A 24,218-nucleotide genomic window follows, 5' to 3' on the forward strand; every position below is an offset into this window, starting at 1 on the left:
GTGGTCGGTGAGCGAGCCGCGCTACGAAGTGGTCGCGCGTGAGCTTCGACTGCAGATCCTCGGTCGCGAGTACGAGGTCGGCGACTCGTTGCCGAGCGAGAGTGCCCTGTGCACGCAGTTCGGGGTCTCGCGCGGCCCTGTCCGGCAGGCGCTGGCAATGCTGAAAAACGAAGGGCTCGTTGTTCTCTCACGCGGCAAACCGGCGGTGGTCCGCGGGTTCGACGTCACGCAGACCTTGGATACGTTCACCCCGTTCACGCAGTGGGCGCGACTGACCGGTCGCGACGCAGGTAGCCGCACCGTGGAGATTTCGCGTCGCCGAGTGTCCGAGCCCGCACAGTCGGCGCTTGGGATCGGTCCCGACGATTTCGTCGTCGAGATTCTGCGGCTCAGGTTGTTGGACGGCGAACCGACGATGCTGGAGCGCACGTCCTACATCGAGAGCGTCGGTTCGCTGCTGTTCGACTTCGATACCGACGGCGGATCGATCACCGACTTCCTCACTTCACGCGGAGTGCGCTTCGAGTCGATGCGGCACGTCATGGATGCCGTCTCGGCCGACGGCGTCGACGCCGACAATCTTGGGATCGACGCAGGGAGTCCGTTGTTGCGCGAGCGCCGGACGTCGTGGAACGAGCGTGGCGAACCGTTCGAGTTCGCCGACGACCGCTACCGACCCGACAGAGTCGCTTTCAGCATCGTGAACGCCCGCACGATCGATCCGCGCGATCATGCAAACCATGCTGTCCGCAGCTGAGCTCTGGTACTGACAGCCGAACGCCGGGATGCAGTGTGACTGCATCCCGGCGTTGCTATGGGTCGTTCAGACGGTGGCGGGCATCCGGCGCCAGTGCGGGATCAGCAGCAGCATCGCGATGAACGCAGCACCCGCGAAGCCGTAGAACAGCTGCTCGGTAGCGATGTAGCCGGGGAGCAGTCCGCCGAGGATCGCGCCGACCGAACCGCAGCCGTTGATCGTTCCCGCTGCGGCTCCGGCATGCTTCGAGGTGCCGAAGTCGACCGCTGCGACGCACGAGATCATCGCGTCGGCTGCGTAGACGGTCAGCCCGATCGCGGCGAGGAGAGCGACCATGATCCACATGTTCCCGGTCTCGGTCAGCGGGCCGAACATAGCGAGAGCTATGACCAATCCCGCAAGGCTGATCACACAGGCCGGCACGCGCCGAGCCTTGAACACCTTGTCCGAGATGCGACCGATCAGAACGGCGCAAGGAGGCCTGCGACGCCGAACGCGATGGGAACGGTGATCGCTTTGAAGTTGCCTGCGTCGTTGAGGCGCTCGGCGACGATCACCGGACCCCACAGCAGGATTGCGTAGCGAGCCGGCTTGAGCAGGAAGTATGCGGCGCCGAGCGTCATGACCATCCGGTCTTTCGTCACCGTCAGGAAGACCTCGCGAAAGGATGCGGATGGTTCTGCGATAGCCGTGGCGTCCTTGTCGAGGGGCGGCAGGTCCTCGAGGGAGTGGTAGTCCTCGATCGGCGGCAGACCGACGTCAGCGGGCGTATTTCGCTGGAATGCGATCACGAGGACGAGGACGCCGGCGACCACGATCGCGCCGGTGAAGAACGAGATCCGCCAGCTGTCGAACACGCTGTAGGCAACCCAGCCGAGGAACGGTGCCGCGGCAAGTCCGCCGAATGCGTAGTTGGTGCTCCAAAGGCCGAGGACACGTCCGCGTTCGCCGATCGAGAAGAACTGCGCGATGTTCTTCAGCGTTCCGGACCAGCCCGTCGACTGGGAGAGGCCCTGGACGATCATCAGCGGAACCAAGAAGACCAGAGCAGGCAACAGGCCCATGAACATCGTCGCGATGGCCGACATCGCGAGTCCACCGATGAGCACGATGCGCGGTCCGTAGCGGTCCGATACCGACCCCCACACGAACTGACCTGCCGCGTACGCGGTGAGGTAGACGGCGTCGAGATTGGCCAGCGTGCTCTTGGTGAGTGTGGTCGACAGCACTGGATCCTCGAGGATTCCCAGTTTGGCCACGGAGAAGGTCTGCCGGGTGAAGTAGAAGCCGGCATAGGCAATCCAGGTGATTGCGAAAATTTGGCGTCGCCAGCGTTCGTAGCCTGGGATCGTGGTACGAGGGGACATGACTGTGTTCGACATGGTAGGCACCTAGCCGGGAGTGGGGTGGCCGAAAGCTCGAATGAGTTGTGGCAGGGCTGAATTGCGCTGCGAGGCAACGCCGGTGTGCGGCCGTCCGGGGGCTGAGTCCGGGTGGAGGAGGGCCGCACACCAGCGGCGGTGGGTGGATCGGGTGTTGCGGTGTTACAGGTGGATCAGACGAGAGTTGCGAGCAGAGCGGGCAGCTCTGCGACGCTGTCGCGCACGTGTGTCGCTCCTGCGTTTCGGAGCTGTTCGGCGTTGTGTGCGCCGGTCAGCACGCCGATCGAAGCACGCGCACCGGCTCGGACGCCGCTGGTGATGTCGGACGAGGTGTCGCCGACGACCACCATCTGCTGGACCGAGTCGGTGCCGGTGCGCAACAGAGCTGTGAGGGGCATGTCCGGGTAGGGCCTGCCGCGTACGCCTTCGCCGGGGCACAGGACGACGTCGGCGAGGTTCTCCCAGCCGAGGGCCCGGATGATGGCCGACTGGGTCTCGTGTGCAAAGCCTGTGGTCAGTGCGACCTTGACGCCTTGCTCCCGCAGTGCCGAGATGGTGTCGACGGCGCCGGGAACGGGACTGCAGTTGCCGTCTTCGACGAGCTGCGCGTAGCAGCGTTCGAATGCTTTGTTGGCGGCCTGAGCCTGCTCCTCGTTGCCGCGGCTGAGGTGCCGGAACACGACGATCTTCGACTGTCCCATCGTGTCGTGGACGTAGCGCAGCATCTCCGCGCGCTCGTCGGCGTTCTTCGAGAGGCCCGCGTACTCGTCGGCCGCGAGGAACGACTGCTGGACGAGGCCCGTGTCTTCGACGGTTGTGCCTGCCATGTCGAAGACGACGAGGGTTGTTTTGGCTTGTTCGGTGGGGCTCATGATTCTCCTTGTGTACGAAATGGTCAGGCTGGGATACGAATGTTGTTGTTTGTCAGTGCGTTTTCGACACTTTCGAGGGCGAGGCCCATCGAGGTCGTCATGCCGATTCCCGTCGTGACGGTCACGACGTGAACGCCGTCGATCGGTTCCTCGATCAGGAATTCCTTGTCGGGAGCGGACGAATAGACGCCTTGCCAACGTTCCGTGACGGTGAGCGGGACGCCGAACAGCTTCTCGGCTTCGTCGATCAAGACCGCAAAACCCTTCTCCGACTGGAACGGCGACGTCGAAATGTCTTTCGCGTGGGTGTCGCCGACCAGGATCGAACCGTCCGGTTGCGGTGTGTACATCTGGTGCAGGTCGATGTCCACGTAGTCGGGGTAGTCGGGGTAGTCGGCGCGTAGACGTTGCAGGACAGCGCCTTTGGATGCGAGGTGGTCGAATCCGGAGTACCGAACCAGGGACCAGCCCGTGAAGAGCGGGGTCGGCAGGGTGAAGGCGAGCGGAGCGTGTGCGCGCAGCATGTGTAGTCGGCAGCGCTGCAGTTCGTCGCGGTCGGCGAATTCGGGGAAGAGGCGGTCGATGTCGTAGTTGACGGTGACGAACGTTGTCTCCGTGTGGAGGTCGCCTCGCGTCGTGTGGACAACGCCGGTGTCGAAATGTGTTGCTGCGGTTCGCCAGTGGAAGTCGACACCGGATGCCTCCAGCCATCGTGCGATCGACGGCGCCGCAGTTCTAGGGTCGACCTGAAGATCGTTCGGCAGGTACATGCCGCCGGTGACGCCGTCGGGCCGGATCGGCAGTCGGTCGAGAATCTGAGTTCGGTCGAGCAGTCGAACGTCGCTCGATCCGCGTTCGGCGGCGAACTCGTTGATCAGCGCAAGCTCGTCGTCGTGCCGGGCGACGCACAGGGTGCCGACCGCTGCTGACCAGAAGCCCGCCTTGCGGGAGAGGTCGAGCCAGTGTTGGCGGCCCGCTGTTCCGTAGCGCAGGGCCGTACCGGATTGCGCTGTGATGCACGCGTGGCCGAAGTTCTGCACCGATGCGCCCGTCACCCCGTCGGCATGGTCGACAACAGCGACGCGCAGGCCACGGTTGTAAGCGTGGTACGCGTGTGCGAGTCCGACGATCCCGGCACCGACGACCACGACGTCGTATTTCGTTTCGTTTGCCATGGACCAAGTGTGAGGGCCATCCCTAGCACTTGTCAATACAAGTAGAGGGTAATTCTTAACTAGTAGATATAAGTTACGAGGTGTGACATGAAGTTAGAACGGAAGTGGTCGCGTTCGTTCTCGTTCGGCGGCGATAGCGAGGTGGTCGCGATATCGCTGGTGGAGGTACTCGGTGTCGTTCTGTTGCTGCGCACTCTTGCTCGTAGCGAGGCCTACCGGTGTCGGGGGTTCGGCGCCGCCCATATGGCGTTCCCACCAGGTCGTTTGGCACAGGTACTCCTCGCGATCGTCGGCGGTGACGGGGTCGGCGTAGCTCGGCGGCGCGGTCGGGGTGGGTGGGCCGTGGTGTGCATCGGTTGTGGTGGCTGCTGGGAGTTCGGCGACGCGTCCGGCGGCGGGCAGCGTGACCGTACGCAGGCGAGTAGGGCTGGTCCACTCGATCGCGCCGTTCGGAAGGCGCCGACACTTCCAATGGCGCCGGGTCTTGATGTCATGATGCTTCTTGCACAAAGGTTGCAGATTTTCGAATATGGTCCAACCGCCGTTGCGAGGGTTGTTGTGATCGAACGGGATTCGGTGATCGAGCTCGCAATTCTTCGACGGCACTGAGCAATTGGGGAAGACGCAGGTTGGGTAGGCGGCGCGCACGAGGGCGGCGACATCGGCGCGCGGCCGATACGTCAGCGCGCTTGGCGGCGGGGTCGGGTTGCGGCTTTGCCCGGTGTCGTGGTTCCGAGGGTGTAGGTAGGCATCGCAGGCGATGGCGTCGAGGATTTCGTCGATTACCCTGCCGTTGCTGTGAATTGGAGTTGGCGCAAGGCAGATCGGTGCCCTGACAGCGGGGCTCGCGGGTCGGCGCTTGCGTCCACTGCCGAGGTAGTGCGTGCAGGTGAAACGATCCGGGGCTGGAGCGTTGCCCGCTGCCGGGTCGTTGGTGGTGTCGTCTGGGATACGCCCCTGCGTCTCGGCGAGTGACCGCATTTCGGTCAGGATCGCTTGCCAGGTGGAGTCTTCGGCAAGTGCTCGCGCAAGGTCGGGGTGGAGCGGTGTGCCATCGGAGAGGCGCGCAGGTTTATTGGTGAGTCCGAGCAGCGTCTCGATGTCGATCAGGATCTGGGTGAGGTGGGTGCGTCGGGCCGGAACGTCCACGTCTTGCGTCGGGCAGGCCTCGGCATCGCACTGGCACTTCAGGATTCGGTCGCCGTGCAGCAAAGCCATCAGTGCGTCGGCGCGTCGGTTCGGCAACGATCGAGGGTCGGCGGAACAGACCGAGTTGGCAATTTCGTCGATGAGTAGCTGGGCCTGAGCGCCTTCGATGTCGGTGATGCACGCGCTCAGTGAGGCGAGGCCGGGTTCGCCCGCACGGATGTAGACGGTGCGGTCTGCGACCTTCTTCGCGTCCTGCACGGCGCCCGCCTCTTTGGGATTGGCGGCAATCCATAGCCGCCAGATTTCTTTTCGTAGCGGCTGCGGGGTGAGGTGGCGGGCCGCAGCGACGACGTCGCCTTCGATCTTGCCGAGGGTGGCAAGGCTTGCATCGGTGAGTGTTTGGCAGATGGTGCGGACTTTGGCGTAGCCGATGTCGCCGGCTCGGAACGTGTAGTCGAGTAGGGGGAGTCGGGTGTCGAGCGCAGTGCCAACCTCGACAAGTGTTTGTGCGGCGCGGTGCGAGGTGCCTGTGACGAGTGCGATCTCCGCGTAGATGGAGTGGGTGCCGGTGATGGCGCTGCCTTCGGCTCCAAGAGCCATCTCGTCGGCCATTCGCATGTGCCAGGAGTCTGTGGCCGCGTGGCATTTGCGGGCAGCGGCGGCATTTTCTTCCTGTTGATGCAGTGCAAGGAGGTTGATGTGTTCGGCAGTCGACTCCGCCGGGCGGGGTGAGCCGTCCGGTGCGCGAGTCAAGCTGAAGGTGTCGAACATGTGTTCTATTATGTACCCAAAAATACCCTCTGTCCAGCAAAAACATCCTTCGACTCGTGAGTCTTTTAGGAGGTCCCAACCACCAAAAAGACGCACGAGCGGCGGAGCCGCCTCCCCAGTGGGCGAAGACAGGTAGTCCACTACTCAGGCGCCAGGTAGCCCCTCGCACCTAGCGTCCTAGGGGACTGCGGCCACGAGGGGGGCCGCAGTCAATAACTTTCCAGGCTGGGGGACGTTCGACGAAGGGGGACGATGTTCTCGCCGACACTGGACATGTTCGACCGGGTCCGGCTCGTGGCCGCGGAGACCGAACTGCGCAGACGGGGCGGGCTGCTTCAGGCGAAAGCGGTCGATGCGGCGCGCCGAATACTCGACCTCGGTGTAGCGCCCATGACGGCCGACCGCGACGGGTCCTGTGCCTTTCAAATCCAGCCACACCGCGCCAGCGTCCAGCATTCCCACACTGTCGGGCCAGACCTGTACGCGCGAGCCGACAGGGCGACGCCGGATCTGGAGAACGTCAGATTCACCCTCGACCAGGAGGTCGGCGGCCGATCTCCGCTCGACCTCGGCTTGTTCGCGGTGGTCTGGTTCAACCTCGAGTCGTTGACCGGTGGCGTTGCCAGGATGGTCGTACCGGCAGCGACGGTGGCGTCGGACACGACGTGCGCGGCATCGGTGACCATAGGCCGAGGTGGCGTCGTAGCAGCGATGGTCGAGTTGACAGGCGGGCGCTCGAATTCCGAACAGATCGCGCCGGGCTTCGCATACTTGCATTGACGCGCAGCGACAATCGCACCCCTCGGCCAATAGGATCTCCGTATGGGAACTGCTTGGCCGACCCTCGGTAGGGCGACGCACCTCGACGCCATTGGCTCCTCGCTGCTCCCCAGCAGCGGCGCGAACGGTGTCGTCCTCACCGGCGGCGCCGGCGTCGGCAAAACGACACTCGCCAAGGACGCTGTCCGTGATGCCGGTGTGCCGTTCAAGTGGGTTGTCGGAACCGAGACTGCGCGTCGAGTCCCACTTGGTGCCTTTGCACACCTGATTTCGGTGACCAGTCCGATCGAGCCCGCGACGGTCCTGCGGTCCGCTCGTCGCGACATCGTCGCCGGTATGGCCGGAATGATCATCGGAGTCGACGACGCGCACCTGCTCGACAACTTCTCGGCGACACTCGTCCACCAGTTGGCGATGGGCGGAAGTGCGCGGCTTGTCGTGACAATTCGCGACAACGAGCCGGCCCCTGACGCCATCACAGCACTGTGGAAAGACGAATGGCTGCACCGAATCGAGCTGTCGTCCTTCACCCGCGAGCAAACCATCGACCTGTCCGAAACCGTGCTCGGCGGACCCCTCGAAGCCCCTAGCGCGGACCGCATCTTCCGTGTGTCGGAGGGCAACCCGCTGTTTCTCCGCCACCTCATAGAGGGGGCGCTCGACGCAGGCTCGCTGCGTGAAGTCGCCGGAGTGTGGCAGTTGCGGGGTGAAGCTGCCATCACGCCGCACTTGAACACGTTGGTGGAGAGCAGAATCAACAGCCTCTCGGACACCGAACGCCGAGTGCTCGAGCTGCTTTCCTTCTCCGAACCGCTCGACCTCGACGTGCTCACCGACCTCAGCTCGGCCGACGCCGTCGAAGCTGCCGAACGTGACGGCCTCGTTCGTGTCACGAGTGGGGAAGCAGGACTTGTTGCGCGCCTTGGACATCCGCTGTACGGCGAGGTCCTGAGCAGTCAAACCGCAAGCCTCACTGCTCGCCGGATTCGTAGCGAACTCGTTCGGCGGATGTCGGTGACCAAGCCGACTCACATCATCGACAAGATCCGCCTGGCGGCCCTAGCGCTCGACAGCGACATCCCGCCCAACCCCGAACTGCTGGTGGACGCCGCTCGCGACGCTTTGCGGATGGGTGCGATCACGCTCGGCGAACGACTCGCCAACGGCGCCAAAGCAGGTGGTGGAGGTTTCTACGCGTCGGTCTATCTCGGCTTCGCCCTGGCCTGGCTCGGCCGCGGCGAGGAGGTGGAAGCCGAACTCGGCCAATATGATCCGGCTGCGCTCAGCGAGATGGAGATGTTGGTCTGGGGTCTGCCGCGCGCGGCGAACTTCTACTGGATGCTCGGTCGGCCTGCGCAGGGACGCGCCCTGCTGGAGCTGATGAAGGGGCGAGCGACCGAGAAGATGGTCGACAACTTGCTCGACGCGCTCGACGCGACCTTCATGTTCTACGAATCGCGTTTGTCCGAGGCGGTCGACGTCGTTGCGCGGCTGATGGATTCGCCCGCAAGCACGCCACTCGCTCGGGCGTGGGCAGGCTCGTCCGGTGCGGTCAGCCTCGCCTTTCTCGGAAGATTCGACGAAGTGGAGGCGCTGGCCGAGCCTGGACTCGAAGCTGCGACCCTCGCCGAAAGTGGCAACGTTCGATTCACCTGTGGGCTCGGCCAAACTTTCGCGCTGATCATGACCGGTCGCCTCGACGACGCGCATCGTCTCGCCAAGCACTACGTCGACTTCGCGGAACAGCAGCAGCCGGGTCGGTCGATCGGCGGCGTACTGCTAGGACAGGTGCTGTTCGCACGCGGCGACCTGCCTGCCGCGTGTGCCGAATTCAAGTCGTCCGCAGCAGGTCTCGAAGGCACCGGGTACTCGTGGGCGATGCTGTCGGCGACGCATTTGGCGCAGGCCGCGGCCGCTCTGGGGCGCCGCGACGAGGCGCACGACGCTTTGGCGCGAGCCGAGCGGCTCTTCGGCGACAACGTCGCGATCTTCGAGCCGGAGTTGCTGCTTGCGCGGGCATGGGTCGCCGCTTCCGATGGGGACAGCCCCACCGCGCGGAGCCTGGCCCGCCAAGCCGCTGATGTTGCGAGGAACGGCGGTCAGACGGCTGTGCTGTGCCGAATGCTGACGACAGCAGCACAATTCGGCGACCGCACCATCGCCGCGGACCTCGTGACGGCGGCAGGCGCGGTGCCGGGTGAGTTCGCCACAGCGGCAGGCAAACTCGGTGCCGCTCTGCTCGAAGCCGGTGGCCGCGAATTGCTCTCGGTGAGTGCCGAATTCGAGCGGATGGGACTGCTGCTCATCGCGGCAGACCTTGCCGCGCTCGCGTCGGCCGAGTACGCGACCGCCGGGCAGCGTTCGGACGAGTTGTCCGCGGCCGCAGCTGCACAAAGGCTTTCCGCGCTGTGCGGGCATGCGCTTACGCCTGCGCTTTTGGTATCCGCCCGCTCGCTCCCGCTGACGAACCGTGAACGCGAAGTGGCGAAGATGATCGCCGACGGACTCTCCAACCGCGACATCGCCGACCGCCTCGTCGTATCCGTTCGGACCGTCGAGGGTCACATCTACCGAGCGTGCACCAAACTGGAGGTCGTCGACCGCGCCGCGTTGGCCGCAGCGGTGAGTGCTGAGAACAGGTAGTCGATTACTCATGTTCCTCTGCGCCTGAGCGATCACAATCTAAACCGAGTAGTCGGGGGCCGATCGATGGCCGGAGGCGTTGTGACAGATGTTCTGAATGGGGCGTTCGAGACGATCGGTTTCGACGCTCTCGATGGACGGCGGTTGATGCTTCACCGCTTGCAGCTGAGGTCGGGGGTCAACGAGCTCGGGCCTGTGCTGATGATTGCTGGAACGAGTGTGCGGGCAGGGATCTTCAGCCCGCCACTGCCGCGAACGTTGCCTCGAATGCTGTCCGACGAAGGCTACGACGTCTGGCTTCTCGACTGGCGAGCGAGCATCGATCTACCTGCGACGGATTTCACACTCGACGACGCCGCCGTATACGACCACCCCGCTGCCGTCGCCACGATCTGCGCCGTGACGAAGCGGGACAGGATCAAAGCGATCGTGCACTGCCAGGGATCGACCAGTTTTATGATTTCGATCGTCTCCGGTCTGCTGCCTCAGGTGTCGACGGTCGTCAGCAATTCCGTTGCCCTGCATCCGCATGTGCCGAAGTTGATGTGGTTGAAGATGCCGTTGGCGATGGCGGCCCTTCGCCCGTTCGTCACAGAACTCAACGCGCAGTGGGGTTTGCACCCACCGGGTGCGGTGCCGAAGCTACTGAACTTTGCGATGCGTGCGGTCCATCACGAGTGCAACAACTCGGTGTGCAAGATGTCGAGCTTCATGTACGGCACCGGATTTCCGACACTCTGGCGGCACGAGAACCTGACGGACGCAACTCACGAGTGGCTCAAAGGTGAAGTGGCGCAGGCACCGATGTCGTTCTTCCTGCAGATTCAAGAGTCGATCAAGGCGGGCGAACTGGTGTCGTCGGATCGGCATCGAGACGTCCTGCCCGCAACGTTCACCTCGAAACCACCGCAGACCGACGCGCGGTTCGCCTTTGTGACAGGCGAACGGAATGCAACCTTTCTCCCGTCGGGGATGGCGAAGACCTTCGAATTCTTCGACGCCCACGAGCCTGGTCGGCACAGCTTCCAGGTGTTACCAGGCTACGGACATCTCGATGTCTTCCTCGGTAAAAATGCTGCGACCGAAGTCTTTCCGATGATCATCGACGAGTTGGGCGAGGACTGACCATGCCGCGCGTGATCATCTTCAGCAATCTGGGGCTACTGGCAGGAGCGTCGATCCTGCTCGGAGCCGGACTGGCTCGCGAACTTGGTAGCACTGCCGCAACGCAGCATGTGCTGCCCACCGGATGGTTCTTCGCCCTGGTCTACCTTTGCCTGGCAACCGCTGCAGTACTTCTAATAACAGAGTGGTTCACCGGGGTTCGAGCAGCCGGTGTGATCGCTTTCGGAGCTACCGTCGTATCGACGGTATTGGCGCATCGTGACGTCGAAGGTGCTGTAGCACTTGCGGTTCGACTGATCGTCTGGGCAGCCGTCGCCTACTGGTTCTACAAACTGGCCTACCTCGCGAGGGCTGACCGATGAGCGGAGTCACCTTTCGCGAAGTCATGACTGGGCAGTTGACGCTCGGGACAACCGATCCGCGTGCGGGTTACCAGAACCCGAACTCGGTGGGATTCGTCGTCGACGCGACGATCGAGATCCCCGACCTCTCAGCATTTCTCGACGATCCGAATCATCGTGGCGGCTTGCGTGCCGACGTCGATGTGCCCAGGTGGGGCGAGCAGTGCGGCTCCCGTATACGCGGCACGTTCGGTTTGTTCACACCGACCGAGCACGCCAGGACGACGCACATGATCTACGAGCTGCCGGTCACCGTCGACGGCCGTCCGCACTGGATCGTCGGCGTGAAACAGATACGGGTCGAGGCTATTTGGCGGTTGTGGCCGGCGACGACAACGTTGTACACGACCGTCCACGAAGGACAGGACAGCAGCGGCACCATCGTGGGCGCCGGGATTGTGCGCCTGAACCTGCCCGGCGTGTTGGCGATGCTCGCGACGATGCGCGGTACCAGCGCGCGCTGGCATGCTCGCGCCTGGAATGTGCTGCGATTTCTGACTTTTTTCACCACGGGCTTGGTATCGACCTATCTGTTGCGGAGGCGGGCATGAAAAGAGAGCCACTCGACTTCGTCGTTGTCGGTAGTGGATTCGGTGGTGCCGTTGCGGCGTGCAGGCTGGCAGAGGCGGGAAAGGGGGTCCTCGTTCTCGAACGTGGCCGGGAGTGGAAGGTCAAGGACTATCCGAGCCAATCCGGACGAAACTGGTTCTACAGCAACCGAAATCCGCAGCGCTGGAACGGGTGGATCGAAGTGCGCCGAATGGACGGCGACATGACGGTGGTCTGTGGAGCCGCGGTCGGCGGCGGTTCGCTCATCTACGCCAACGTGTCCGTCGATGCCGGCGAGGAGGCGTTCCTGAAGAACTGGCCGCCCGAGATCACCAGGGACGGATTGACGTCGTACTACGAAAAAGTCGCAGCGATGATGCCCGCGGAAGTAGTTCCCGACAATCAACTCTCCGTGCGCTACCACCTGATGCACGATGCGATCACGAAACTCGACCCGGCCGCCAATTTTCGCAAGCTCCCGTTGGCCGTCAACTTTTCCCCGGATGGCTCGACGGACGAGAACGGACAGAAGGCGTGCATCCATTGCGGCAACTGCGACATCGGTTGCGCGGTAGGCGCTAAGCACACGCTCGATGTGAACTACCTGGCCCGCGCGCGTGAGTGTTATGCCGAAATTCGTCCGCTGTGCCAAGTGAGTCACCTCTCGAAAGCAGGAGACGACTGGGTTGTGCACTACCGGGACTTCCGAACGTCGGTGCCGACAAACGAAACCGTGTTGGCCCACAACGTGATTCTTGCCGCGGGCTCGATCGGTTCGACCGAGATCCTCATGTGGTCGAGGGATGTCGAGAAGACGCTGCTCGACCTGCCTACAGCCCTCGGCAAGGGTTGGAGTTCCAACGGCGACTTCCTCACCATCGCGCGCTACCGCAACCGACCCGTCGAACCGACAAGGGGACCGGTGATCACAGCCGCGATCGACTACCTCGACGGAAAGACCGACAATGCGCGGTTCTTCGTCGAAGACGGCGGCATACCCAATCTGGCCGATGTGTTTTTCAAGACCGACGCGCAGTCGCGCGGATTCAAGAAGTGGCTTCACAATCGTGGTGCCGCAGTGTCTTTTATGCCGTGGTTCGGCCAGGCCATCGACGCGTCCAACGGTGAGCTCTACATTCGCCGATCGTGGTGGCGGCGCCGATCGCCGGCGCTGAAGATGAAATGGGATCCCGCGGATTCGTTCCAGACCATCGAGGCGATGCGCACGAAGCATCGAGAATTGACGGCGAAGACCGGTGGAACCACATGGCCGTCGTTGTTCTGGAAGCTTTTTCGCGGACTGATCACCCCGCACCCGCTCGGCGGTTGCAATATGGCGTCGTCGCCGGATAAGGGTGTTGTCGACCATGCAGGCAAAGTGTTCGGCCACACGGGCTTGTACGTCATGGACGGTTCGATCATCCCGTACGCGATAGGCCGAAATCCATCGAAAACTATTGCGGCCGTGGCCGAACGTGCGGTCGAAATACTGCTGGGAGAGAAGGCGGGGTCAGAGCCCACGCCAGAACTGGGTGAGGAAGGCGCCATTGCCTGACCACCACGACGGTATCCCCGACAGTTCGAACAGCCAGTAGATGCTGTCGAAGAACGCCGCGTTGAGCTGCGGGACGAACAGCAGCGCCAACACCGCAAGCAGGCCGAGTGACTTGTACTGCTCCAACGTGTGGCGAGTCTTCGGACTCAGCGACGGCTCCAGCGCGCCGTAACCGTCGAGGCCGGGTATCGGCAGCATGTTCAACACCGTTGCGGTGATCTGCAGGAACGCAAGGAAACTCGCGCCGAACCAGAATGCTTCGTTTTCGGTGGAACTGCCGAACATCTTGACGATCGTCAGCAGAACAACCGCGCACGCCGCATTCACCGCGGGCCCCGCGAGACTGATCCGGCGCTGCACCGCTGGGCCGAACATGCCAGACCGTACGTAGACCGCACCGCCGGGCAATCCGATGCCGCCCATCGCGATGAACAGAACGGGTAATCCGATGGACAGCAACGGATGGCTGTACTTGAGCGGGTTGAGCGTCAGATAGCCGCGGACCTCGACCTCGCGATCACCGGCACGCCACGCTGTGTAGGCGTGTGCGAACTCGTGCAGACACAGCGACACGATCCAGCCGAAGACCACGAAGATGATCACGCCGACGTGGGCGAGGATGCTGTCGACGTCAGCCGACCACGCGATGGCGCCACCTACCGCCGCGAGCGCGATGACAGCAAGGAACACCGGGCTCGGCCGGACGGCGTTGGAGCGTATGCGTGACGGATACGTCATCAGCGCACCAGCAGCCAGGGCTCGTGGTGCCGGTAGAAGGCCGACCTGGTCTGGCTGTGCGCACTCGGGACCCCGTCACGAACGAGCACCGCGGTACGGGCGCCGAGTTGCATCGCTCGCCCCGCCACCCACCGGCGTCGAGTGAGGACGGTGCGGCGCCGGACGTGTGCGCGCAACCCCGGCATGGCGGCAGTCGGCTCCAGTGCAATCGACTCGATCGAACCGGTGAAGAGTTTGGTGTCGTCGACGTATGCCTCGCCCTCGAGTCTTTCCCCTGGCGGGCCGGTGATCGTGGCGCCACCGACGAGGACGATGCCGAGGTCGTCGCGGATCAGCGGCATTTCGACCGCAGAGCCGTTGAGGGCATTGTTCGCTGCCTGCGCACCCGTGCCGGTCGAGTAGATCCGCGCGGACGGTGACGGGTCGCACGGGACGTAACCGACTTCGACCTGCAGTCTTTCGGTTCGCATCAGCACAGTCAGGACCGCCGCGAGCGCCGAATCGTCGCCGAGGACGATCAATCGGGGCTGCTTCTCGTCGTCGATCGCGTGCAGCAGATCTTCGAGGTCACCGGCAGTCGGGATCGGCGGCACCGTCGTCGCAGTGTGGGACGCCAGTGCAAGAGGCACCGGCCCGTCGCCACAGCGCAGGACGAAGATGTGCACGCAATGCTCCTCGTGTCGGGCGCGGGAATATGACGCGGTGCGAGACTGCCACGATAGCCGCACGCTGATTGCGCAGAGCATGGTTGGGGTGGACCGCACCCTCTCGACTAGACTGTGCTCCCGGCCACTGCCGCAGGGACGGCAGGACGCTGCAGCCAGCCTTCGCGACGCTGCGCAACGACCGTAGGAGAAACTCAATGCCGGCAATAGTGCTGATCGGCGCCCAATGGGGCGACGAGGGCAAAGGCAAAGCTACGGATCTGCTCGGTGGCAGCGTCCAGTGGGTAGTTCGGTATCAGGGTGGCAACAACGCAGGCCACACTGTTGTGCTTCCCAACGGCGACAACTTCGCGCTGCACCTGATTCCTTCGGGCATTCTGACGCCGGGTGTTTCGAACGTGATCGGCAACGGCGTCGTCGTCGACCCGGGTGTATTGCTCGACGAGCTCGCCGGTCTCGAAGCCCGCGACGTCGATACCGACAAGCTCCTGCTGTCGGCCGACGCGCATCTGATCATGCCGTACCACGTGGCCATCGATAAGGTCACCGAGCGCTTCCTCGGCAACAACAAGATCGGTACTACCGGTCGTGGCATCGGCCCGTGTTACCAGGACAAGTTCGCTCGGGTCGGGGTTCGCGCCGCCGACGTGCTCGACGAGAAGATCCTCACCCAAAAGGTCGAGGCTGCACTGGAATTCAAGAACCAGGTGCTCGTCAAGATCTACAACCGCCGCTCGCTCGACGCACAGCAGGTCGTCGACGAGGTGCTCCAGCAGGCCGAAGGCTTCAAGCACCGCATCAGCGACACGCGCCTGCTGCTCAACGATGCACTCGAGCGCGGCGAGACGGTGTTGCTCGAAGGTTCGCAGGGCACACTGCTCGACGTCGATCACGGCACCTACCCGTACGTGACGTCGTCCAACCCGACAGCCGGCGGCGCTGCCGTCGGTTCGGGTATCGGACCCAACCGGATCACCACCGTTCTCGGCATTCTCAAGGCCTACACAACCCGAGTCGGGTCGGGTCCGTTCCCGACGGAGCTGTTCGACGAATACGGTGTTTACCTGGCGAAACAGGGCGGCGAAGTGGGCGTGACCACCGGTCGGGCACGGCGCTGCGGCTGGTTCGACGCTGTCATCGCTCGTTACGCGACGCGGGTCAACGGCATCACCGACTACTTCCTGACAAAGCTCGACGTGCTGTCGAGCCTGGACACCGTGCCGATCTGCGTTGCCTACGAGGTCGACGGCGAACGCTTCGACGATATGCCGATGACGCAGACCGGTTTCCACCATGCGAAGCCGATCTACGAGGAAATGCCCGGCTGGTGGGAAGACATCTCGGGCGCGCGCACGTTCGCAGACCTGCCGAAAAATGCACAGGATTACGTGCTGCGCCTGGAAGATCTGGCGGGAGCGCACATCTCGTGCGTCGGCGTCGGCCCCGGTCGCGATCAGACGATCGTGCGCCGCGATATTTTGGCATAGGCGGCTCCGCCGCTCGTGAGTCTTTCGGTGGGCCCGCCCACCAAAAAGACTCACAAGGCGCGGAGCGCCCTAGAATTCGTTCATGTTGTCGCCGTGGCCCACCGTTGCACGGCAAAGCCACCTGACCACCCTGTCGGCCGCGTTGCGCAGCCGAGGCGGTCCGCGCGGTGTCGTACTCACGGGCGGGTCCGGGCTCGGCAAGACGACGCTCGCTCGGCATACGGTGAAACAACTCCGCGGCACAACGCGCTGGGTTGCGGGAACCGAGACCGCGAAAGGTATTCCGCTCGGCGCTTTCGCTCACCTCGTCGAGGTGTCCGACCGGCGGGAACCCCACGCGATACTGCGGACCGTCCGCGAGCACCTGCTGCTCGGCGACCCCAACGTTGTTGTCGGTGTCGACGACGCGCACCTGCTGGACCGACTCTCGGCCACCGTTGTTCATCAGTTGGCGATGGAGCGGGCCGCACACTTTGTCGTCACCGTCCGAATCGAGTCCGATGTGCCGGACGCGATCAGTGCGCTGTGGCGCGACGGCCTGCTCACCCGGGTCGATCTGAGCCCGTTCAGTCGCGACGAGATTGTCGACGTCGTCGAAACCGTTCTGCAAGGACCTCTCGAGGACGTCAGCGCCGACCGGCTGCTGCAGACGTCGCAAGGCAATCCGTTGTTTCTGCGACACCTCGTCGAAGGCGCGATCGAAGCGGGCAATCTGCGACGTGTAGCCGGCGTGTGGCAACTCCGGGGGCCGACGGTGATCAATCCACAACTGTCGACGCTCGTCGAGGCGCGGCTGGCGGGCTTGCCCGAGGAATCGCTGAAGGTCGTCGAACTGTTGGCGTTCGGCGGAAATCTCGACGCGGACGTATTGCGGTCGTTGCGTGAACCCGGTGCGGTCGATGCAGCTGCCGCCGCAGGCCTGACGAAGTCGCTGAGCAACGCGGACAAGGACACTGTCGCCCTGTCACATCCGATCTACGCCGAGGTGATTCGTGCACGCACCGGGACGCTGAAGGCGCGACGGATCAGAGGTGAACTCGTCGGCGCGCTGTCTGCGAGCAGACCGACCCACGTCAGCGACCGAATCGCGCTTGTTGCCCTCGCACTCGACAGCGACCGTGAACCCGACGTCGAGTCGATGGTCGATTCCAGTGGCGACGCAATGACATTGGGCAATCTGGAGCTCGGAGAGCGACTTGCACGCCGGGCGGTCGCACTCGGCGGCGGATTCAAAGCTGCTCTTGCACTTACGCAGTCGCTGTCCTGGCAGGGCAAAGGGCGCGAAGCCGAAGCGGTTCTCGCCGAGCTCGACCCCGATGGTCTCGACGAAATCCAGCTCGCGATCTGGTCGACCACCCGCGCTGCCAACCTGTATTGGATGCTGGGGGACCGTGTTTCGGCCGATGCGGTGTTGCGCGGCGTCCGTTCCCGACTGACGGCGCGGCCGATCGTGGTGTTCGTCGACATGTGGCAGGCGATGGTCGACAACGACGTCGGGGCATCACTTCGAACGGCACACGAGGTGCTTGACTCCGACCTCACAGGTCCTGCGTCGCAGGGCTGGGCGGCCTTCATCGCCGCGAGTATTCATCTGCAGTCCGGTCGAATCGAGCAGACGCTCGACCTGGTCCAGCGCGGTCTCCGCGCTGCCTCGCAATCGAAGTCCGGTCTGCTGCGTTTCAATCTCGGTTTACTCGAAGTCCCCGCACTCGTGATTCATGGCGATCTCGAGGCTGCCGAGGTCGCTGCCAACCGGTATGTCGGCTACGCGGTAGGTCAGCAACCAGCCCGTGCCAAAGCCGGTGTGCTGCTCGGCCAGGTCTACCTTGCGACGGGACGGCTCGAGTCTGCTCGTCGTGAGTTCGAGCAGGCGATCGCGGCACTGCAGGGCGTCGGGCAGTCGTGGGAATTCTTCGCGGCGACCAACCTGTGCCAGACGGCGGCGTTGCTCGGCAAGGTCGAGGTGGCGACGCAAGCACTCGCGCGCGCGGAGAAGTTGATCGGCGGCGCTGGGCAGCTTCTGGAAACGGAACTGGAAATTGCACGTGGCTGGCTTGCGGCCGCGCAGGGGCAGTCGTCGGCCGCAGTCTCGCACGCACACAAATCTGCCTCCATCGCAGCACAATCCGGCCGCTGGACCGTCGAGGCCAACGCGCTGTTCGCGGCGGCGCGATTCGGAGATCGAAGCGTCGCAACACGATTGGCCGAATTGACGGATTCGGTCGATGTCGAGCCGATGCGTATGCAGGCCGCGCACGCGGCGGCGTTCGCCGCTGACGACGGTTCCGGGTTGATCGTCGCGTCGGCGCTGTGGGAACGGATGGGGGCAATCCTGTTAGCGGCAGACGCGGCAGCTCAATCGTCGATTGCCTACGAGCGCAACAAGAATCGGCGCGGCCAGGTGTCGTCGGCAGCGACTGCCGCACGTCTTGCCAAAGAGTGCGACGACGCCAGATCACCCGCGATCATCGACGCGTCGAATCCGCTACCGCTGACGTCGCGGGAGCGTGATATCGCTGCTCTCGTCGCACTCGGCTTGTCCAACAAGGAGATTGCCGACAAGCTCGCGGTTTCGGTTCGGACGGTCGAGGGGCACATCTACCGGGCCTGCATCAAACTCGACGCGCCCGATCGAGATGCGCTCGCTCGTGCGCTCAAACACGCGCTGACTTGAGATCGTTTACGCCGAGCGAGCGGCTGAATTGGCCACCAGCGTGCGTTCGACGAATCCGACAACCTCGTCGAGCGCCGCAGCAGCTTCGGGAACGATGCTTGCAGCCGCTTGAAACACGTGAATCTGCCCGTGCCACACCTGTAGTTCGCAGGAAACGCCTGCCCGGCCGAGTTCGACTGCGAAACGCTCGGCGTCCGGGTACAGCAGCTCGGCGTCGCTGACTTGGATCAAAGACGGCGGGAGTCCGGTGCAGTCGGAGCCGACCAAGGAGCGCGGCACAGTTCGACTCGCGACCATCTTCATAAATTCACGAGCGAACGACTTCGTGAACATGGCGTCGTTGTGCGCGGCTCGAAGCTTGGATTCGAGCTCGAATTCGGTCGGCGGTGAGATCGATACGATTGCACCTGGCACCGGAAGGCCTTGCTCACGCGCGACGATCGCAGTCATGAAGACGAGGTAGGCACCCGCCGAATCGCCTGCAAACACAATCTGTTCCGCGGGAACGCCACTGGCAAGTGCGTAGCGATACGCGTCGAGGCAATCGGCGACACCGTCGTCGATCGAATAGTCGGGCATCATTCGGTAGTCGACTTGGAGTACTTCGGCCGACAGGTCGCGTGCCAGCCTCGAGATCAGCTGCGAGTGCAAATGTCGCCCACCGACGAGAAACGCGCCACCGTGCATGTAGACGACGTAGCGGTCACTGTCGACGCGCTCCGGCGTCGCAATTTCCGCCTTGCAGTTCGGTAGGAAAACACCTCGTCTGGTGGTGCCGGGTGCCGAAGGCAGCAACCGGCCGATCTGGTCCAAGGCTTTGTACGGCCACGGAAGATTTGGCGCCAACGCCCAGGCCGCGATGAGTGGTCGGACGGTCAGTCGAATGCCGAGGTCCAGTCCGCGGGACTGCAGGCTCCGATCGGTGAACTCGTTACGAACGTGCGTCTGCTCGGACCTGACCTGAGCAACCTTGCGGACGCGAGACGCGTCTTTCCTTCGACTGGCAACCACGTTGTAGCCCTTTCGAAAATCGGGTCGGGCAGAACTGCATGTTCGACGCCGTCGTCGCACACCGACCTGATGTCGAAGACAAGTATCACGGCTTGCAACAGGGGTGTCTCTAGGCGGATACAACGAATGTTGCTCGGCCGTTTGTTACCGGTAACAATGCGGAGATGCACTCGCTACCGCAGTTGTCGCCCGATGCACTGATTTTCACACGGAAAATTCCCCGGCTGCAGGAGGTCGCCGAAGCGGCTTTGGCGGCCGCTCTCGCAGCGTTCCCGGACGCTGTCTGGTCGACGGTCAGAAGAGCGTCGGAGCATCGAATCCTGGCGCCTGTTCGATCGCCAGCAGCTTTCGCTTCGTCTGGGTAGAGCCGAATGCGGTGAACCCGCCGACCTTGTTGCCGGCGGCAAGAACCCGGTGGCACGGAATGATTATCGGAAAAGGGTTGCGCACCAATGCTTGTCCAACGGCTTGCGCAGCCCCGGGCGCACCGGCCAGCGCGGCGACCGCGCCGTAGGTGAGTGTCGAACCAGAGTCGATTGCCCGGATGGCCTCGTAGACCCTGCGGTTGAACTCCGGAACCCCGGTCGTGTCGAGTTCGATCCAACGCAGGTTGTCGGGGGAGCCGTCGAGATGGGCAATGATCGCTTCGATCGCTTTGGCAATACGCGGCGGCGGGACTTGTGGCGGAGTGTGGTCGGAGTTGCCTGCCGCGCGCGCCGAGCGCATCGCGGTGTCTTCGACATCGCGTTCGGGTAGCTGCAGACCGACGACTCCGCGGTCGTTCCAGGCGATACCGCAGATGCCGATCGCGGTATCGAACAGCACATGTCCACTCGCAGATCCACCGTTCGTCACCCGACCGTCTGTCATGTGTTCGAGTATCCCCGTACCCACCGACAGGCAGTCCAGTTCTGAAAACTGGACTTCACGCCGCAAACTTCTGCGAGGGCTCCTCCTGGACATCAGCGGCCTCAGGGGTCGCGGGCGTCGCGTATTCGGGCCACTCGTCGTCGTCGCGACGGCTCGCGATCGCGTTCAACTCCTGCTGGAGCCGATCCTGCTCGCGGTCGCCGTAGAAGAAGCCCGCGAGCGGAGCCGCAGGTCGGAACTGGTCGAGGTGGAAGATTCCGTGTTTGGAACCCTCGGGTGCGTAGTGGTAGACGATGGCCGCGAAGGTCGCTATCGCCAGGAGCGTCAGGAAAGATGTCATAGGAAAACAATGCGGCGATCTGGCCTTGCAAAAAAGAGCCAAGTCGCAAATACTGGACTGCATGGCTATGAGAGTGTTGGGCGTGAGTTCGCTGACCCGCGATCTGGGGCAATGGCGGCAGGGCCGCCACGACGACTCCGCAAGTTCCCGGAAGTCGTCGAAGCCCGCCTATCAGGCACTTGCCGACAACATTCGGTTGCTGATTCACGACGGTCGGGTGCCGCTCGGCGTTGCATTGCCGAGCGAGCGCGACCTCGCGAGCGCACTGGCACTGAGTCGCACGACCATCACGTCCACGTATTCACTGTTGCGTGAGGACGGTTACCTCATCAGCAGGCAGGGGAGTCGAAGCACAGTCGCACTACCCTCCGGTGCGACGCCGAACGGCTTGATGTTTCAGGCGACCGTTGCCAAACCGGACCGCCCTGCCATCGACATGAGCTACGCGGCATTGCCCGCGCCGCCCGAGGTCGAAGGCGCCTACGCCGCCGCACTGCAGGCACTACCGGCCTACCTGCCGTCGCACGGTATGGAGCCGATCGGGATCGCGGTGCTGCGCGAGGCCATCGCCGCGCGTTATCGCGCTCGTGGGCTGCCGACCGAGCCGGAACAGATCATGGTGACTCTCGGCGCGCAGCATGCATTGCGACTGCTTATCGCCGCCCTCACCTCGTCCGGTGAGCGCGTCTTGATCGAACACCCGACCTACCCGAACGGTATCGAGGCGATCCGTAACGCGGGCGCCAGGCCTGTCCCGGTCGCACTGCGCCCGGAAGACGGCAACTCGGGTGGCTGGGATCTCGACGGAATTCGTAGTGCTGCAAGGCAAACCGCAGCCAAGATGGCCTACTTCGTGCCCGACTTCCACAACCCGACCGGCCTGTGTCTCGACGATCACGGTCGGGCCGAACTGGCCCGCATCGCACGCGAGACCCGAATGACCATCGTCGTCGACGAATCGATGGCCGAGCTGAATCTGGACGTCGAGCCACCTACGCCGGTCGCATCGTTCGCGCGAGGTTCGGAAATCGTCACGATCGGTTCGGCGTCCAAATCGTTCTGGGGTGGACTGCGAGTCGGGTGGATTCGAGCGAATCCGGCACTCGTCACCCGCCTGGCAGGCACCCGATCCGCCGTGGACCTCGGCACTCCGATCATGGATCAACTCGCAACGGCACACCTCCTCGCCGACGCCGACGCGATACTGGATGCGCGCCGCAACTTGCTTCGGAGGCAACGTGATTCACTGCTGACCGCGTTGACCGACCACCTGCCCGACTGGCGGCCGCTCAACGGATCGGGTGGCATGTCGCTCTGGGTGCAACTGCCCTCGCCCGTGTCGACCTCACTTGCGGCAACCGCACCGAACTTCGGGGTGCTGCTCGCTGCCGGACCCCGATTCGGCGTCGAAGGCGCCTTCGAACGGTTCATCCGGTTGCCGTATGCGCAGACCGATGCGGATCTCTGTCTAGCGGTGTCCGCGCTCGCTGCCGCCTACGACATGTTGTCGCCGCGCAACGAGCAGGAAGCAACGCTCGTGTGCGTATGACGGCTCAGGTGGGGATGGGGTGGTTCGCCGCGAGATCTGCAAGCAACTGCTCGACCGACTGCGGCCGTCCGTAGAGATACCCCTGTGCGAATCGATAGCCGAGCGTCGAAAGTGCGGTCGCTTGATTGGTGTACTCGACGCCTTCGGCGATGATGTACAAGCCAAGCGCTGCACTGAGTTTCGCGATCACCTCGAGCAGAGGCGGTGGCGGAGAATCGGGCGCGATCGAGGCAACGAACGAGGCGTCGAGCTTGAGAATATCGGTCGGCAGGGTCATCAAACGGCTCAGTGACGAGTACCCGGTACCGAAATCGTCGATGGCGATCCTGATACCGCGTCGGCGCAGCGCAGCAAGGTTGGCGATGGCGACCGGTGTGTCGATGTCGAGGAACGTCTCCGTCACCTCGACCACCAGTTGGTCTGCGGGCCAACCGGTTCGGCTCAGCACCTCGTCCACTCCGGCGATGAAACCCGCCTCGATCAACTCGAGTCCGGACGCGTTGACGTTGAGCGTCAGCTTCTCACCCGGCGTCGCCTTGGCCAACCGCATCGCCTGCTCGCAGGCACGTGCGAGAACGAAGGCGCCGAGGTGTGAGATCAAGCCGTTTTCCTCAGCGGCATGGACGATTTCGGCGGGACTCACGGTCTGTGACGAGGCGTCGCACCACCGGACGAGCGCTTCGTAGCCGACCACCTTGCCGCTGGCTTGGAGGTCGACGATCGGCTGCAACGCGATGTCGACGGCGTCCGACCGGATTGCGTCCAGGATCGCGGCGGTCGGCTGCGGATCGTGATCGGTTTCGAGAACGGACCGATTGCGCCCGGCCAGTTTCGCGCGGTACAGGCCGACCATCGCCCGACTGACCATAAAGGACGCAGACTCGCCCTGCTGCCACGATGTGACGCCGGCGGAGCAGCCGACCTCGATCGCGTCTCGCATCCGGTCGGCGAGCAGAATCACGCCGTGCTCGCTCATGTTCGGCATCAGCAGCGCGAATTCGTCGCCGCCATACCTCGCCAGAATTCGATTCGGACCCAGCAACTTTCGCCAGATGTCGGCGATGCGCTGCAGTTCTGCGTCACCGTCGGCGTAACCACGGGAGTCGTTGAAAAGCTTGAAATGATCGAGGTTCAACACCGCAATCGCCGGTCGCGTGCCGATTCGCCCTGCCCGCGCGATTTCCAGGTCGAGGCTCCGATCGAAGCCACGCTTGTTGACAAGACCCGTCAGCGCGTCGATGTCTGCGTCGGACGCGATCCGAGCCAACACCCCTACACAGCAGGCAACGGCCAGTGAGACCCCTGCGGGTACCAGCCCGGTCCACCACGGGATATCCGGCCGGACCGCAAGGCTGACCATGCACATCGTGACGGCGAAGACGGTGTTGACCGCACCCCACGCCCACGAGAAGACAAACGCCGCATCACAGATGATCGCGACGTAGAGCGACGCGAAACCCAGGGCAGCGATGCTGCTGGTTGCGTTGACGATCCCGACGGTTAGCAGGACCGTCGCAGACAGAATCAGCACCGGATGTGTGCGCGGATCGACTCGTCGTCCCAAGATGAGCAGCGCCGCACCGATGATCAATGCCGATGCACCCACGCTGCCGACTATCAGGCGATTGCCGCTCGTCTCGTTCGGCATCAGAATCGTCACCGTCGTGCCGAGGATGCCTCCGAAGAGGTAGAGTCCGCCGGCCGTGCGAGACATAGAGACGGCAG

21 protein-coding genes are annotated in these 24,218 nt (G+C 63.6%); 10 read left to right on the forward strand and 11 right to left on the reverse strand.

What is annotated here, in order from left to right; genetic code table 11:
* The first annotated feature begins 7 nt into the window (after nucleotides 1–7).
* Entirely contained in the window at nucleotides 8–757 is a 750-nt protein-coding gene (locus ACHIRB_RS02020) for a GntR family transcriptional regulator (RefSeq protein WP_199704303.1), read from the forward strand.
* Between the two features lie 66 nt (nucleotides 758–823).
* On the opposite strand, the gene ACHIRB_RS02025 is transcribed toward ACHIRB_RS02020, so the two are convergent.
* The 5 genes from ACHIRB_RS02025 to ACHIRB_RS02045 all read right to left on the reverse strand — a co-directional run bounded on the left by ACHIRB_RS02025 (nucleotide 824) and on the right by ACHIRB_RS02045 (nucleotide 6,106).
* Nucleotides 824–1,180 (reverse strand): MFS transporter, encoded by a 357-nt coding sequence (locus ACHIRB_RS02025; protein ID WP_395113926.1) that lies wholly within the window; start codon nucleotides 1,178–1,180, stop codon nucleotides 824–826.
* A 38-nt stretch (nucleotides 1,181–1,218) separates the two neighbouring features.
* Complete coding sequence (locus ACHIRB_RS02030; RefSeq protein WP_395123920.1) at nucleotides 1,219–2,139, reverse strand: MFS transporter; 921 nt, start codon at nucleotides 2,137–2,139, stop codon at nucleotides 1,219–1,221.
* Between the two features lie 173 nt (nucleotides 2,140–2,312).
* Entirely contained in the window at nucleotides 2,313–3,011 is a 699-nt protein-coding gene (locus ACHIRB_RS02035) for a phosphonatase-like hydrolase (protein WP_395123919.1), read from the reverse strand.
* Nucleotides 3,012–3,034: 23 nt separating this feature from the next.
* On the reverse strand, nucleotides 3,035–4,186 hold the full coding sequence (locus ACHIRB_RS02040) for a TIGR03364 family FAD-dependent oxidoreductase (RefSeq protein WP_395123918.1): 1,152 nt from the start codon (nucleotides 4,184–4,186) through the stop codon (nucleotides 3,035–3,037).
* 93 nt (nucleotides 4,187–4,279) lie between these two features.
* Nucleotides 4,280–6,106 (reverse strand): HNH endonuclease signature motif containing protein, encoded by a 1,827-nt coding sequence (locus ACHIRB_RS02045; protein ID WP_395123917.1) that lies wholly within the window; start codon nucleotides 6,104–6,106, stop codon nucleotides 4,280–4,282.
* Nucleotides 6,107–6,358: 252 nt separating this feature from the next.
* On the opposite strand from ACHIRB_RS02045, the gene ACHIRB_RS02050 reads away from it, so the two are divergent.
* From ACHIRB_RS02050 to ACHIRB_RS02075, 6 genes are all read left to right on the forward strand, one after another.
* A complete protein-coding gene (locus ACHIRB_RS02050; RefSeq protein WP_395123916.1) occupies nucleotides 6,359–6,886 on the forward strand; it encodes a hypothetical protein in 528 nt (175 codons plus the stop codon).
* 42 nt (nucleotides 6,887–6,928) lie between these two features.
* Entirely contained in the window at nucleotides 6,929–9,529 is a 2,601-nt protein-coding gene (locus ACHIRB_RS02055; protein ID WP_395123915.1) for a LuxR C-terminal-related transcriptional regulator, read from the forward strand.
* 81 nt (nucleotides 9,530–9,610) lie between these two features.
* Nucleotides 9,611–10,654 (forward strand): alpha/beta hydrolase family protein, encoded by a 1,044-nt coding sequence (locus tag ACHIRB_RS02060; protein ID WP_395113919.1) that lies wholly within the window; start codon nucleotides 9,611–9,613, stop codon nucleotides 10,652–10,654.
* A 2-nt stretch (nucleotides 10,655–10,656) separates the two neighbouring features.
* Nucleotides 10,657–11,016 carry a hypothetical protein gene (locus ACHIRB_RS02065; protein WP_395113918.1) on the forward strand — a complete coding sequence of 120 codons (360 nt, stop codon included), beginning with the start codon at nucleotides 10,657–10,659 and terminating at the stop codon, nucleotides 11,014–11,016.
* Nucleotides 11,013–11,606, forward strand: a complete 594-nt coding sequence (locus ACHIRB_RS02070; RefSeq protein ID WP_395113917.1) for a hypothetical protein — start codon at nucleotides 11,013–11,015, stop codon at nucleotides 11,604–11,606. Before ACHIRB_RS02065 ends, ACHIRB_RS02070 begins: the two co-directional genes overlap by 4 nt.
* Nucleotides 11,603–13,159 (forward strand): GMC oxidoreductase, encoded by a 1,557-nt coding sequence (locus ACHIRB_RS02075; RefSeq protein ID WP_395123914.1) that lies wholly within the window; start codon nucleotides 11,603–11,605, stop codon nucleotides 13,157–13,159. Before ACHIRB_RS02070 ends, ACHIRB_RS02075 begins: the two co-directional genes overlap by 4 nt.
* On the opposite strand, the gene ACHIRB_RS02080 is transcribed toward ACHIRB_RS02075, so the two are convergent.
* The gene (locus tag ACHIRB_RS02080) at nucleotides 13,115–13,897 is read right to left on the reverse strand and encodes a site-2 protease family protein (RefSeq protein WP_395113915.1); all 783 of its coding nucleotides are present in this window, start codon (nucleotides 13,895–13,897) and stop codon (nucleotides 13,115–13,117) included. The two genes, ACHIRB_RS02075 and ACHIRB_RS02080, sit on opposite strands and share 45 nt — an antisense overlap.
* The gene (locus ACHIRB_RS02085; RefSeq protein ID WP_395113914.1) at nucleotides 13,897–14,562 is read right to left on the reverse strand and encodes a hypothetical protein; all 666 of its coding nucleotides are present in this window, start codon (nucleotides 14,560–14,562) and stop codon (nucleotides 13,897–13,899) included. The genes ACHIRB_RS02080 and ACHIRB_RS02085 overlap by 1 nt, the downstream gene beginning before the upstream one ends.
* A 197-nt stretch (nucleotides 14,563–14,759) precedes the next feature.
* Between ACHIRB_RS02085 and ACHIRB_RS02090 the strand changes: the two genes are divergently transcribed.
* Together ACHIRB_RS02090 and ACHIRB_RS02095 are read left to right on the forward strand one after the other, a co-directional pair.
* Nucleotides 14,760–16,049, forward strand: a complete 1,290-nt coding sequence (locus ACHIRB_RS02090) for an adenylosuccinate synthase (protein ID WP_199704315.1) — start codon at nucleotides 14,760–14,762, stop codon at nucleotides 16,047–16,049.
* Between the two features lie 82 nt (nucleotides 16,050–16,131).
* The gene (locus ACHIRB_RS02095; protein WP_395123913.1) at nucleotides 16,132–18,723 is read left to right on the forward strand and encodes a LuxR C-terminal-related transcriptional regulator; all 2,592 of its coding nucleotides are present in this window, start codon (nucleotides 16,132–16,134) and stop codon (nucleotides 18,721–18,723) included.
* Nucleotides 18,724–18,729: 6 nt separating this feature from the next.
* Here ACHIRB_RS02095 and ACHIRB_RS02100 read toward each other — a convergent pair whose 3' ends face one another.
* The 3 genes from ACHIRB_RS02100 to ACHIRB_RS02110 form a co-directional block, all read right to left on the reverse strand.
* A complete protein-coding gene (locus tag ACHIRB_RS02100) occupies nucleotides 18,730–19,734 on the reverse strand; it encodes an alpha/beta hydrolase (RefSeq protein WP_395123912.1) in 1,005 nt (334 codons plus the stop codon).
* A gap of 294 nt (nucleotides 19,735–20,028) precedes the next feature.
* Nucleotides 20,029–20,604 carry a methylated-DNA--[protein]-cysteine S-methyltransferase gene (locus ACHIRB_RS02105; protein ID WP_395123911.1) on the reverse strand — a complete coding sequence of 192 codons (576 nt, stop codon included), beginning with the start codon at nucleotides 20,602–20,604 and terminating at the stop codon, nucleotides 20,029–20,031.
* Nucleotides 20,605–20,659: 55 nt separating this feature from the next.
* Nucleotides 20,660–20,944, reverse strand: a complete 285-nt coding sequence (locus ACHIRB_RS02110) for a hypothetical protein (protein WP_395113909.1) — start codon at nucleotides 20,942–20,944, stop codon at nucleotides 20,660–20,662.
* A gap of 61 nt (nucleotides 20,945–21,005) precedes the next feature.
* Here ACHIRB_RS02110 and yczR point away from each other — a divergent pair, with 61 nt between their 5' ends.
* Nucleotides 21,006–22,493 (forward strand): MocR-like transcription factor YczR, encoded by a 1,488-nt coding sequence (gene yczR / locus ACHIRB_RS02115; protein ID WP_395123910.1) that lies wholly within the window; start codon nucleotides 21,006–21,008, stop codon nucleotides 22,491–22,493.
* A gap of 4 nt (nucleotides 22,494–22,497) precedes the next feature.
* Here the strand turns inward: yczR and ACHIRB_RS02120 are convergent, their stop codons facing one another.
* Nucleotides 22,498–24,207, reverse strand: coding sequence for a putative bifunctional diguanylate cyclase/phosphodiesterase (locus tag ACHIRB_RS02120; protein ID WP_395123909.1), 1,710 nt, complete (start codon nucleotides 24,205–24,207; stop codon nucleotides 22,498–22,500).
* Nucleotides 24,208–24,218 lie beyond the last annotated feature (11 nt).

This window comes from Antrihabitans spumae, assembly GCF_043944905.1.
Taxonomy (GTDB): domain Bacteria; phylum Actinomycetota; class Actinomycetes; order Mycobacteriales; family Mycobacteriaceae; genus Antrihabitans; species Antrihabitans spumae.

Coding starts and splice junctions, on each gene's coding strand:
- ACHIRB_RS02030 (WP_395123920.1), bottom strand. CDS start 2,139: ATGTCGAACACAGTCATGTCCCCTCGTACCACGATCCCAGGCTACGAA.
- ACHIRB_RS02035 (WP_395123919.1), bottom strand. CDS start 3,011: ATGAGCCCCACCGAACAAGCCAAAACAACCCTCGTCGTCTTCGACATG.
- ACHIRB_RS02040 (WP_395123918.1), bottom strand. CDS start 4,186: ATGGCAAACGAAACGAAATACGACGTCGTGGTCGTCGGTGCCGGGATC.
- ACHIRB_RS02045 (WP_395123917.1), bottom strand. CDS start 6,106: ATGTTCGACACCTTCAGCTTGACTCGCGCACCGGACGGCTCACCCCGC.
- ACHIRB_RS02050 (WP_395123916.1), top strand. CDS start 6,359: ATGTTCTCGCCGACACTGGACATGTTCGACCGGGTCCGGCTCGTGGCC.
- ACHIRB_RS02055 (WP_395123915.1), top strand. CDS start 6,929: ATGGGAACTGCTTGGCCGACCCTCGGTAGGGCGACGCACCTCGACGCC.
- ACHIRB_RS02065 (WP_395113918.1), top strand. CDS start 10,657: ATGCCGCGCGTGATCATCTTCAGCAATCTGGGGCTACTGGCAGGAGCG.
- ACHIRB_RS02070 (WP_395113917.1), top strand. CDS start 11,013: ATGAGCGGAGTCACCTTTCGCGAAGTCATGACTGGGCAGTTGACGCTC.
- ACHIRB_RS02075 (WP_395123914.1), top strand. CDS start 11,603: ATGAAAAGAGAGCCACTCGACTTCGTCGTTGTCGGTAGTGGATTCGGT.
- ACHIRB_RS02080 (WP_395113915.1), bottom strand. CDS start 13,897: ATGACGTATCCGTCACGCATACGCTCCAACGCCGTCCGGCCGAGCCCG.
- ACHIRB_RS02090 (WP_199704315.1), top strand. CDS start 14,760: ATGCCGGCAATAGTGCTGATCGGCGCCCAATGGGGCGACGAGGGCAAA.
- ACHIRB_RS02095 (WP_395123913.1), top strand. CDS start 16,132: ATGTTGTCGCCGTGGCCCACCGTTGCACGGCAAAGCCACCTGACCACC.
- ACHIRB_RS02105 (WP_395123911.1), bottom strand. CDS start 20,604: ATGACAGACGGTCGGGTGACGAACGGTGGATCTGCGAGTGGACATGTG.
- ACHIRB_RS02110 (WP_395113909.1), bottom strand. CDS start 20,944: ATGACATCTTTCCTGACGCTCCTGGCGATAGCGACCTTCGCGGCCATC.
- yczR (WP_395123910.1), top strand. CDS start 21,006: ATGGCTATGAGAGTGTTGGGCGTGAGTTCGCTGACCCGCGATCTGGGG.
- ACHIRB_RS02120 (WP_395123909.1), bottom strand. CDS start 24,207: ATGTCTCGCACGGCCGGCGGACTCTACCTCTTCGGAGGCATCCTCGGC.